This is a genomic window from Spirosoma endophyticum (assembly GCF_900112365.1).
GTDB lineage: Bacteria > Bacteroidota > Bacteroidia > Cytophagales > Spirosomataceae > Spirosoma > Spirosoma endophyticum.
This window is the reverse complement of sequence record NZ_FOLQ01000055.1, coordinates 1-10825: the sequence shown is the minus strand read 5'-3', so window position 1 is coordinate 10825 and position 10825 is coordinate 1. Positions and strand designations below refer to the sequence as shown.

Annotated in this window: 18 protein-coding genes; 6 read left to right on the top strand and 12 right to left on the bottom strand. The window is 45.5% G+C overall.

What is annotated here, in order from left to right:
- The 3 genes from BM202_RS35905 to BM202_RS35895 form a co-directional block, all read right to left on the bottom strand.
- A partial coding sequence (locus BM202_RS35905; protein ID WP_093834519.1) for a hypothetical protein occupies positions 1-300 on the bottom strand: 300 nt, incomplete at its 3' end.
- Between the two features lie 135 nt (positions 301-435).
- Complete coding sequence (locus BM202_RS35900) at positions 436-867, bottom strand: hypothetical protein (RefSeq protein WP_093835333.1); 432 nt, start codon at positions 865-867, stop codon at positions 436-438.
- Positions 868-924: 57 nt separating this feature from the next.
- On the bottom strand, positions 925-1404 hold the full coding sequence (locus BM202_RS35895) for a response regulator (protein WP_093835331.1): 480 nt from the start codon (positions 1402-1404) through the stop codon (positions 925-927).
- A gap of 670 nt (positions 1405-2074) precedes the next feature.
- On the opposite strand from BM202_RS35895, the gene BM202_RS35890 reads away from it, so the two are divergent.
- From BM202_RS35890 to BM202_RS35880, 3 genes are all read left to right on the top strand, one after another.
- Entirely contained in the window at positions 2075-2566 is a 492-nt protein-coding gene (locus BM202_RS35890) for a hypothetical protein (protein WP_093835329.1), read from the top strand.
- A 400-nt stretch (positions 2567-2966) separates the two neighbouring features.
- Complete coding sequence (locus BM202_RS35885) at positions 2967-3410, top strand: hypothetical protein (RefSeq protein ID WP_093835327.1); 444 nt, start codon at positions 2967-2969, stop codon at positions 3408-3410.
- 199 nt (positions 3411-3609) lie between these two features.
- Positions 3610-3801, top strand: coding sequence for a hypothetical protein (locus BM202_RS35880; protein ID WP_093835325.1), 192 nt, complete (start codon positions 3610-3612; stop codon positions 3799-3801).
- Position 3802: 1 nt separating this feature from the next.
- Here BM202_RS35880 and BM202_RS38995 read toward each other — a convergent pair whose 3' ends face one another.
- The 6 genes from BM202_RS38995 to BM202_RS35855 form a co-directional block, all read right to left on the bottom strand.
- A complete protein-coding gene (locus BM202_RS38995) occupies positions 3803-4105 on the bottom strand; it encodes a hypothetical protein (protein ID WP_317039752.1) in 303 nt (100 codons plus the stop codon).
- On the bottom strand, positions 4068-4517 hold the full coding sequence (locus BM202_RS38990; protein WP_317039751.1) for a recombinase family protein: 450 nt from the start codon (positions 4515-4517) through the stop codon (positions 4068-4070). Before BM202_RS38990 ends, BM202_RS38995 begins: the two co-directional genes overlap by 38 nt.
- 4 nt (positions 4518-4521) lie before the next feature.
- Entirely contained in the window at positions 4522-4725 is a 204-nt protein-coding gene (locus tag BM202_RS35870) for a hypothetical protein (protein ID WP_093835323.1), read from the bottom strand.
- Between the two features lie 759 nt (positions 4726-5484).
- Entirely contained in the window at positions 5485-5760 is a 276-nt protein-coding gene (locus tag BM202_RS37000) for an integrase core domain-containing protein (RefSeq protein WP_143100890.1), read from the bottom strand.
- A gap of 122 nt (positions 5761-5882) precedes the next feature.
- Positions 5883-6407 (bottom strand): IS3 family transposase, encoded by a 525-nt coding sequence (locus BM202_RS36995; RefSeq protein WP_143100889.1) that lies wholly within the window; start codon positions 6405-6407, stop codon positions 5883-5885.
- A 2-nt stretch (positions 6408-6409) separates the two neighbouring features.
- Entirely contained in the window at positions 6410-6721 is a 312-nt protein-coding gene (locus BM202_RS35855; RefSeq protein ID WP_093835335.1) for a transposase, read from the bottom strand.
- Between the two features lie 215 nt (positions 6722-6936).
- Here BM202_RS35855 and BM202_RS35850 point away from each other — a divergent pair, with 215 nt between their 5' ends.
- Both BM202_RS35850 and BM202_RS35845 read left to right on the top strand, forming a co-directional pair.
- Positions 6937-7272 carry a LytTR family DNA-binding domain-containing protein gene (locus BM202_RS35850; RefSeq protein WP_093835319.1) on the top strand — a complete coding sequence of 112 codons (336 nt, stop codon included), beginning with the start codon at positions 6937-6939 and terminating at the stop codon, positions 7270-7272.
- Between the two features lie 114 nt (positions 7273-7386).
- The gene (locus tag BM202_RS35845; RefSeq protein ID WP_093835317.1) at positions 7387-7863 is read left to right on the top strand and encodes a response regulator; all 477 of its coding nucleotides are present in this window, start codon (positions 7387-7389) and stop codon (positions 7861-7863) included.
- A 429-nt stretch (positions 7864-8292) separates the two neighbouring features.
- Here the strand turns inward: BM202_RS35845 and BM202_RS36990 are convergent, their stop codons facing one another.
- Both BM202_RS36990 and BM202_RS35840 read right to left on the bottom strand, forming a co-directional pair.
- Positions 8293-8493, bottom strand: a complete 201-nt coding sequence (locus BM202_RS36990) for a hypothetical protein (protein ID WP_143100888.1) — start codon at positions 8491-8493, stop codon at positions 8293-8295.
- A 542-nt stretch (positions 8494-9035) separates the two neighbouring features.
- Complete coding sequence (locus tag BM202_RS35840) at positions 9036-9329, bottom strand: hypothetical protein (protein ID WP_093835315.1); 294 nt, start codon at positions 9327-9329, stop codon at positions 9036-9038.
- Positions 9330-9597: 268 nt separating this feature from the next.
- On the opposite strand from BM202_RS35840, the gene BM202_RS35835 reads away from it, so the two are divergent.
- Positions 9598-10266, top strand: coding sequence for a TetR/AcrR family transcriptional regulator (locus BM202_RS35835; RefSeq protein ID WP_093835314.1), 669 nt, complete (start codon positions 9598-9600; stop codon positions 10264-10266).
- A gap of 181 nt (positions 10267-10447) precedes the next feature.
- Here the strand turns inward: BM202_RS35835 and BM202_RS35830 are convergent.
- Positions 10448-10825 (bottom strand): hypothetical protein (locus BM202_RS35830; RefSeq protein WP_093835312.1); only part of this gene is annotated, 378 nt, incomplete at its 5' end.

Here is a 10825-nt window from a genome sequence, read left to right as displayed (position 1 = left end):
TAACCGTTCTTGTTTCAAAGCTGCTTCGGTATCAGCTAGTTTTTGTTTGAGCGCTTGGACTTCATCCGTGATGGGCTTTTTCATGACAAAACGGGGAAAGCGGGCGGGCTTAAACCACCACACAAGTTGGTAGCGTTGGTAGGTTCGATTCCATTGATTGAGTAAGGTACGAGAAATCCCAAGTTCGGTCAAGACCTGCTGTTCAGTGACCATCTGTAAGCGTAGGCGCTCAATGATTCGCCGTCGAAATACGGCGGTTTTGTACTTTTGCTGGCTTGGAGCCAATTTGTTCTCGGTCATAACTTTACACGGTTGGTGTCAAGCTATTTCAGAGGAATACAGTCTGTTGTATAACTAAGATTATGTAAAGAGAATAAATAAAGAATTGAGTAAGTTATGTGAGATCACAGGTAATTATACTTTTCCGTAAATCTTCTATTTCTCTATCCAAGAAAAAACATTATAAGTACTTAAATAGTACTCCTCTATTTTGACGAATAAAACGGAATTAAATAGTATAAAAGCCATCACTGACCAAAAACCATAGTGTGGACTTAACCAACTTGAAGCGCCCCATGTATGAGCTAGTAAGACGAATAGTACAAAAATTTTCAAGAGTTTATGAGATACATAGTAACCGATAATACCAATAATTATCAACCAGACAACAGAGATTAGAAAGATGCCGGAAACATAATTAGCCATTAGAAACGCGCCGAATGGGTTACCTTCATTGGCTGCTTTCAAATTTCCTTCCCAGTACTCTTTAGATTGATGAGTAATAGTTATAATCTCATCAAATAAACAAGCCCAATAAGCGGGTACAAGAAGTATAAATCTGCTCTTTAATCTGGGTGATACGCTCATCTTGTCTTGTTGTAAAAGTGGGATTATGTTAGGTGAATTCGATCGACTGACCGTAGCTCAATGGAAGTCGTTGGCTAGCTTGTCCCGTTCTCGTTGGCGTAAGGTATCCCGATAACAAAGCTTGATGGCCTCCACGACCCGATAAAAGCCGTTGGCACCGCTGGGCTTGATCATGTACAGATGAATCCCCTGCTGATAAGCCTGATGCTTGAGCTGATCACTCATCGAAGCGGTCAGCATCACTACGGGCATGTACGGCAGCTCACTCATATCCCCTAAGGATTGGAGCGTTTCTAAACCCGTTAGTTGGGGCATGTGCATATCCAGTAGGATAACCGTCACTAAAATAGCATCGGCGAGTAGCTGCTCGGCCAGTAGCTTTCGTCTTTGAGTCAACCAGTCAATCAACTCTTGCCCAGTCGTCATTTCCTCGATGACGATTGGCTCAATGGCACTGGTCAAGGCCCACCGAATTAATTGCCGATCGTCGGGATCATCGTCTACTAGCAGTACTCGTAAAGACAGTGTGTTTATCATACTGTCAGTACAAAAAAATAAGAGAATTGTTCTACTTGATGAGGATTGTATTTGATAAGGAGGAGCTGATTTATCTATTAAAAGCAGCTTTGCCGTAGTATAGCTGTTTTTAGGGTACTTGAAACGCCTATTTTGGCTGTTGAATAATTTGGTAGCTTGCCAAGTAAAAGCCAGTAGGCACTAAATTCACCTTTCTTTGAGTTAAAAGGCAAACTATTTCATTCTGCCAAAATGGCTCAAGTAGCCCCCTTTTACTGTTTACAAGAATTGGTATATCACACCAACGATCAATGCCCTCAAGCTAGCTTGATCTCCGCGGGTAATCAACGGACTGGAACAGGGGCAAAGTAGAATGTCGATGTTGTTATCAACTCAACAGAGCGTACCGTAAAAAAGGCACGGTACAAGGCTTATTGAAACAGGTCAAGTCTTGGACTAAGCGCTTAACATGATAGGTTTTTTTTTCTTCCCTTTCCAAAGGCCAATTGGGCTGTTTTCAGGGCCTCTATGGTGAGGGTAATCTTAGAATATTCCCTTAAAATGAGATATCATATGTAACTTGACTAGGGAAAATACAATTTTTTGGCGCTCCAATTAAGTAAGTTTTACCCCTTAATGATCAATTATTCAGTATGTTTGTCAGTAAACCAATTGACTAATAGATAACTCAATGAAACCAAAGACGATCCGCTTTTTTTCGCCTCAAGATAACGCCTTAGCCAAGCCAACAAAAACCAAAAAAGGTAAAGAAGCTAAACCCATAAAATTGGAAGGCTATATTTCACCGACCGGTAAGCTCGTGTTTCCCGCCAAAACAATTGATCAATTAGAATTCCAGGCCGATTCGGCCCGTTTTCAAATTGGCACCGACCAGGGTAAACGAAAAATCAAAACGATTTACCTAGTGCCCACCCAGGATGACCAGGATGAGAGCTTTACCCTCCTCAAAGCGGCTAAAAGTTATATCATCGATTTAGCGTTTATTCTCCAGAAAGGGGGCATTGCCTATAAGACGACCAAGTACCTGTTTAGCCTTTCGCCTTTTCCTTATCAAGAGGGGGTAATAGGCTATTCCCTGGCCCTACAAACTTCTGATCTTAAACCGGCTTATACTGGTAAACCACGAGGTCGCAAACCCAAGGTTACCAACCAGGAAGACTAACTAATCGAATCGATGTATGAAGTGCAGCGTGCCGCTGCCTTCATATGTTTGTAAGCTTTACGGATTTGATGGCTTACTACATTTAAATGGGTTAACCTCTTTCTCACCCTTTCCCACTCAAACCCTGAATTTTATTTTAGTAAGCATTCCCGCAATACATCTGTTTGGGCTTTCGGGATCTTAATCTTATAGCATTTTACAAACGTCCGGTGAAATAAGGCCTCGAGTAGGTTTTACGCATCTTAAGCGTTTCTTTTTCAAACGCATCCGGTATCATAAAGTCCCAAGGCATTTCGCAAATGTCCGCTAAAAAAGTCTACTAGATAAAACCTTTTGTAAGCTACTGGCCTTTTTCTAATAAGAAAATGTGACCCCAATGGAAGGCCCAGCGTAGGTATTTATGGTAAACTGGATCACTAAACTGCTTAGAAAGCACGAACAGAAGCGGTTACTAACGGCCATCATTCAAGAACACCCTGAGTTTGTTAACGGGGAGGGTGATGAGACGATTTATCGATATATTCTTCAAGAGCTGGAGGTGTTCACTTTGCAACAAACAGTCTGTCAGGAAGCTGGACCTGGTGACGCTCAAGAACCCAGTATACCCCCTTTGTTACTGCGTTGCTTACGCTACTGGACGGTACGGCCCGCCTTAATATACGCCATTGGCCATTTGCAGGCCGAGTTGGAGAAGGCTCGCTTACTCGAAAAACAAGCCATTTTAGTGCAGATTATACAAGAGTATCAACAGCACACTAAAATCGTGGTTGAAATCGCCCAGGATGCCACCAATCTAGCGAGCCAAGTCAACGAATCGGTGAAGCCCGAGTTCAGGTTAAACTAAGCTTCTTGTCGGCTGGCTCACTACACATCTAAATTCAGGCAAAGGAATCAGGAGCAAAAAAGTGCTAAATATGGCCGTTCCTGTTTCAGCATGCACAATAAACCGTTCAAACTAGCGTTTTAATCCTGTTATACTTCTTAAGCCTCATTGGTCCAGCCAATGGGGCTTTTTTGTGTCATTTTACGTTTACTTTGCAACCATGGAAGGCGTATCGGATCAACTCCCAACTCAACCTAATCAACCAGCTCCCGAGAAGCTACGGTTTGATACCGCTAATGATTTTTTGACTATCTGCGACCGCTTGTCTACGGGCTATGACAGTGGCTATTATTGGGAAGATGTCCAGCGCGCTTTGCGCATTGCCGCAGGCCTAGAAAAATGGCCTGATTAAGTCAACTGTGGGCGTGTTGGTTAGCTAACCGCATCACTTGAGTAGCCTGAAACCGGCCACCTTTGGCCGTTCGGAAACCGGCCCGGTTTAATTCCGCTGCAATCTGAGTTAGATTCCGACCCGCCTGACGCATTAGGACAATCATCGAGGCGGCCCGGCGGTTATTCTCATTCGCTAGTGCATTGCGCCGGGTGGTTTCTCCCCCTTTTCGTTGCCCTTCAGGCGTTAGGTTTTCGGGTTTACCGAGCCTAGCTCCCTGGGCCCGTTTAGCCTGGAGAGCGGACTTTGTCCGAGAGCTGATCAATTCTCGCCGGGTCGCCGGTGCGATCGTGTTGGGCCAGTGTAGCAAAGATGCCAATGGTTAATGTATTGGCGTCCGGCATATCGACGCACTGAAAGTTAACCCCCGAATCCCGCAGGGTAAATATAAACGACGCATTCCGGCTTAAGCGGTCAAGCTTGGCAATGACCAGTATGGCACCCTCCTTTTTGGCGCAATCAATAGCGGCACCCAGTTGAACCCGTTGGTTATTCTTTCCGGATTCTACTTCCGTAAACTCGGCTAATACGCCTCCTTTCACGAATCCGGCAACGGACGACCGCTGAGCCTCCAAGCCTAAACCAGACTCACCCTGGGCTTTGGTCGATACACGATAGTAAGCAACGTATTTAGCCGGTCCAACGCTGGCTACGATTGACCTTGGTTTCTTCGCCATTGGCTTATAGAATTACTTTGTTGATTCGGAAGGTGAGGAAGGGGTATTTCTTAGAGAGATCCATTAGCCGCGTTTCGGCTTCTTCCAGGCTCAGTTGCTCGGCAGAGTCAGAAAGGGGTAAAAGCGCTCCGGTGGAGTCGTCAAACTCCTTAATGGTAATCCACTCACCTTGTACCGGTGGGAGAAACTGAACTTCATAATAGACCATAGTGTACCTGCTTTATCTGCCCAAAAGTACTAGTTGCGGTTCATTTTACAAGGCTTGAACGACCCCCTTTAAGCCTTGTAAAGTAAAGTATAAACATATTATCAGGGTGGGCCGTGCTATACGATTCGGTAATGCAACTCATCATTCAGTCATCCTATAAGGATAGTAACTCGTTAAGGGCCTATCGTAGCCGACGCATAAGGGACTCCCACAAGAAGACGCTGGCTTTACTCCACTAGGGTAAGCCACAGGCGGTGGGGTTCTATCTTTTAAGCAATAGCTGTAACCAAGCGTATATTATCCGCTCAATGGTAATCGGTAGCGAATCCTGGCTACCTTTGAGTTAGCCCAACGGTCAAGACGGGTCTATCTCCATTCACAAGTACGTTATCAATTCTTCCTGTTATCAGTAAGCCAACTAACTTGTTATGGAGCGTATTCTATCTGTCAAGGCTGTCAGCCTATACGTAAGGCGATTTTGTCCCTACTGGCTCAAATTTATTGTTCTTGGCTGGCTGCTGCAGGGGCCAGGCAGTCTCTACAGCTGGGCCCAATCACCTCAGTCCTTCATCTATCAACTGGTTCCCATTGAGGGCGAGTCAGGCGATATCGTGTACACTGATGTAGTGCCGGTAGCTGGTGCCTCCCACATCCAGTTATACAATCGAGCCCACAGCTTTCTGGATCGTACGCTGCAGGCGGGCTCGCTGTTACCCATAACTCATGGCTCAAAACACCATATTATGTCTTAGCCCCCTATTAGCTGGACGGATTTTCTGAAAAAGTTGTGTCATAAATCAATTCCGTTTCATCCCATTTTTGCTGGGGTGTCATAAAACCAAGCGAGCGATGAAGCCGATGGTAATTGTAATGTGAAAAGTAACGTGCTAACATTTCTTTGGCTTCATAGTAGCTGTCAAATACATTACGTTCAATCACATCATGCTCCAAAATGCTGTGAAAGGCCTCAATATACGAGTTCTCCTCTGGGGTGGCCACGTGGGTAAACTCTTGCTTGACTTCCGAGCTTTTCAAAAATCGGACCGCCGAAGCGGTTGCGGACCGAGTGGGCTATAAACTGACTGCCATTATCATTTCGCAGAATGACTCCTTTCAGTTCATGACTCAAGTTCACTCGTCGCAATAGATTAATCAGGTCAAGCTGACGAATACTGCCGCTTCGGCGGTCCGACCTGAAATAACCAGGCTAGGACTTTACGGGTGTACACATCAATGACGCTTAATAGATAGTAGTTCCTCCGTTCACCCTGCACCCAAACGTATTTAATGTCCCAACACAGATACTCCAAGGGTTTGGTGGCCTTGATCCGCCTGAACTTAACGTATTCCCGCTTACCAGTCGGCCGAATCATAGTACCCAATAGCAAGTTGTTTTCCTTCATCAGTCGATATACCTTCTTCTTGTTAATCAGGTATTCTTTTTTCAACTCATACGTGACGTATTCATAGCCAAGCGCATTGAATTCAACGTTTAGCAGTTGCCGAATGCTGCCTACGACCTGTTGATTATCGACCCACGATCCATCCAGTTTCATCGTCGATTGGCTAGGTTTGGCGCCCGCAGTACCTGTTTGGGGTTGGTAATAATACACGCTCCGAGGCAGGTCAAGCCACTGACATAACAGGGTACGGTTAACGCGGGCTTCGAACAGTTTCATCATGGCTAACTTCTCCTGAGTTGAATAGGCGTTTTTTTTAGCAACTCACTTTTGATTTCCAGTTCTAGGGCTTGTTTGGCCACAATCCGTTTTAATCGTTCGTTCTCCTCCTCTAAGACCCGGAGTTGGGGGTCGACGCGTGAATAGGAGTCTTTCAGTCCCTCTTTCCCTTTAGTCAAATATTTCAGCCGCCATTTTCGGAGTAACGAAGGGGATAGATGGTACTTGCGACAAGTCTCGGCATGGCCATCGCGGATGGCTTCCTGAACGATAGAATAGCGGTCTTCGGGGGTGAAACTTCGCCTAATTTTGCTCATGATTTCTGAATGTAAGAGGACTAAACTGTTTTTACAATTTTGTCCAGCCATTCAGGGGGTTAAGACAGAATAGCGCTTGAATTGTTAAGACCCGGAATGGCCATATAAAGCTCTGTTTGAGCCTGTTCAGAGATCCGCCTTTTGCACTTGGTTGAGGCTTACAAAAAACTCAGGATCGTTGACGGCCGTATATATACTACTTCATTAACATTCTTATGGAAACTTTAAAGTTGCCGGGCTACCCCGATCCTATTCCTATCGAGTCTATTCTCTGGCTGGAGGGCCAAGCGGGCTACACGCGGGTACACCGAAAAGAGAAGAAGGCCTTGATGGTTACTCAACCCCTCCATACCTTCGAACACTACGCGGGCTTAGTCCGCATCCATCGGTCAACGATTATTAATGTCCGGCATGCTCAAAAATTTGAGCACCAGAAAGGCCGATCCGGTTGGGTGGAATTAGCCAATAGAAAGCTTTTGCCAGTATCTCGGGCTTATCTTCCGGTAGCCGCTGCCCGACTTAGTCATTTGACGGCTTCGAAGGAGAGCTAAAAAGTCAATCTATTTACGCTAGAACTTTTCTGTAGCGTGAATGGAAGGATAAGCCTTACTAATCAAGCCGGGTTTTACTTAGTTAATCCATAAACATCCATTTGATAGGTATTAATGAGTAGCTCTGTAGCGGCCATACGAGCCAATTTTAGCAATGCCAAAGTATTGATCATTGAAAATAACGAGGATCAATGGGTACTCATGAGCCGGGCCTGGCAGCAACGCTTAGGTGAGGTCACAACCGAGCGGGTGGCCACGATTCAGCAGGCTATGAGCTTGTTGGAGGCGTGGCGCTATCAGGAATGGGAAATCCCAAAACTCATTTTGCTGGATCTGTATCTGCCCCGTAGGGAAGATGGCTGGCGGTTTATGACTTGGATTAAAGCAATGCCTGCCTCGATCAGCCTGGTTCCGATTGTCATGCTCAGCTCGTCGGCTGACCCGGTTGATATTGAGCAGTCGTATCAGGTAGGTATATCGGCTTATGTAGTCAAGCCCGTCGACTTTGCGGGCTGGGTGACTTATTTTAATGAACTGCGGTTTTATTGGTGGGAAACGGCTTCGCTGCCGCCTTTATCGTTAGGATACTGATGCGATTTAAGGCACGATCTTACTGAATCGTCCAATCACTAAGTCGCAAATTGATTGTAGCGCCTGATTGATTGTGTAGCCAAAGAAGCGGGTTTACAGTCTCCGGTTGAAACCGTAACTGTTCAAAAAACTATCGAGGTCGTCGTAGAACGGTGCAGTCTTCAGGCGAAGGGTTCCTTATAAACTAGACCTTCACCTCATTAATTAAGCCATGGGGGGAGCCAGGTAGTTTCAACTAATGAACTATTATTGCAAGGACCTACAGCCATTACTCATTTGAGTGGTGGCTGTTTTATTATCAGGCCGTTGTCTCACTCTGCTAATACTATCTAGTCGCATTAAGTTATATTCATATATCAATCGCAATTGATGTATAAAGAGGATTTAATCACAGCCATTCTTCAGTTGAGGGATGGTTGTCTGGCTTATTTACTTTAGTTGCTGAACGTCTTTCAGAAGTGCTTCAATCCGGTCTTCCAATTGTCGCATCCGTTTCAGTAGTGAATTCTGACGATCCATTGTTTTTTCGAGTAATAGGTTTAAGGCATTTGCCCGCTCAATGGCAAGCTGGTGAACAGATGCCAGTGTTGGTCTATCCCCAGGCAATCGTTGAGATTGATGGTCGCTCATAACGCCAAAAATTACGGGTGAAAACGCAGACTAACTCATTTGCTCCTTCTTCGGGTACTTGATAATTTAGCCTTATGAGTCAAGTTACTCCTTTTTCTTAAAAGACAACAAAAAAGCCCGGACTATTGCAGTCCGGGCAAAGAGGAAGGAAGTTAAATAGACTAATCAACGAACGTTGATTAATCAGGCTGCTCACCTGTTGGAGCAGAAGCGGTTAGGTGCTAAAACAAAGCTAGCAATTCAGTAGTCTGCCCCTTTCTCTAGGTTGTGAACGACTAAAGATTGGTCGTAAACGACGGAAGTTACTAGACAAACCTATTTCATGGATGCTGTAAACATTTAACGCTGGCTCCGAGTTATTGACCTGATTTATCTAGGCTAAATAGTTGGTATTGCCCCTTGGCATGAGGGGCATTTTTGTTTGAAATAAATACGCGCGATTTAAGGCACGATCTTACCAAAACTCACGAGTAATTAAGCCGTAACTAGATTGTAGCGCTTGAGTGATTTATGGAGCTATATCACTGACACTATGAGGCTAATTAAGCTTTAGGCTGTAAGAGCAATTCCCCCACCTGACTGATCTTACTTTTCAATTCGGCCAAGTTGCCCGTTAATCCTTCCTGAACATCTGATAAGGCTTTGTAAGCATCGTTGTTCAACAAGTTCCAGGCCCTCGCGTGTATATCTGGTTTGTCACTACTTAGCATCATCGCCTGAACAATGCCTAAAATACGGTTGTAGGCTTCGGTGATACTTTTCAACTTGCTGGAAGTGTCAAGCCGGGTAAATGCCTGGAGTTCGAGCCGGAGTTGATCAGCTAGCTTCTGATTCATTGAGATTGCTTTACTCCTAGACACTACTTACAAGCTGCAATGTTTGAGATTAATACATTAATGCAAAAACGGTGACACCGCCCCTTTTCTTTTTTTTGCAGTTACCAGCTTGGCTAATTACGTAAGCATTTAATCTGAGCTTAATGTTACCCTGTATGGTTTGTTATTTCTTAAAAGGTAATGAAGATCAATTATTTTAAAATGTTAGTGACCTTAATAGCCTTAAAGAGTCTAATACATTAACTATAATAATTTACTCAACCTGTTTATGGAAAAACTACAACGAAACCGAGCTGACACCACCCAACGTATTGTAGACGCTTTAGAACAACTATTAGCTCAGAAAGGACTGCCCGGTGTCGGTATAAGCGCTATCGCCGAAAAAGCTAATGTCAGCAAAGTACTTATATACCGGTACTTTGGTAGTTTAGAAGGTTTGCTGGAATACTATGTTAAGATGGGCCGTATCGTCCCTCATTACGACCCCGCCTGGCTGGACCAAATTCAGCCCACTAGCCCCGCCGCCTTAGCGCCCATCTGGTCAGGTCAGGCCTTACAACTTTTTCGTCGGATGCGGGCCTCCCGGGCTTCCCGAGAACTACTTAAGGCTGCCGTCACCGAAAAGGAGCCACTGGCTGAAACAATCAGCACCAGTCTGGATGCTGAGTTGACCCGGCTAACCCAGCAACTGGCCTTCCTTGAGGGCGGTGATCACCAGGCGATCTCGGCGGTGATGCTGGGTGCGCTATCGTTTCTGACCATACAAGCGCAGAACGACCGGACGATGATGGGTATCGACCTGCGTAGCGAAGCAGGCTGGAGCCGCATTGAAGAGGCCGTCAAAGGGATTTATAAAGCCTTAGCTAAACTGGCTTTAGATTCCCCCAGTATCCGGCTAACGCTTAAAGCCGATCAGGCTATGGTTAGCACGTGGTAATAAAGTTTTTAAGCCTTGCGCTATGCCAGGGTAGGTGGCCAAACTTACAACCGGCTTGAAATATTACTCAGCCACATCTCCCCAAGTGTGGCCAAATTCTATCTTGCTACACAAAAAGACCCGGCGCTACCAGCGCCAGGCTTTCAATAACCCTCTCTTTATAAGGTCTCACTGCCTCCTTTCAAAGGGAGGCTGTTGCCTGCGTTCGCATCTGGGTAGTAAGTACGACAATAAGAATACCCAAAATGATCGGGAAGACGCCAATGAAGCCCATCGAATCCGTAAAACCCGCCGGGAGCAATAGCAGTGTAAAGGTCAGCCCACCAGCCGCTAGTACGTTCGCAAAATGAACAAAGCTACTACTGCTTATCCCCGCGGCCCCTCTCACGCCACGGGCTCCCATAAACGCGTACATGGCTTGAACGGCTTGTAGAAAAGCATACATCATTGCCCAGAACCCCAGTATATCCACAAAGCCCCCAATCGTGCCCTTCGAGAACAGGACAATTGCGATACCAAAGCCAATATCGGTGATCCCGTGCAGGACACCCCAGATATT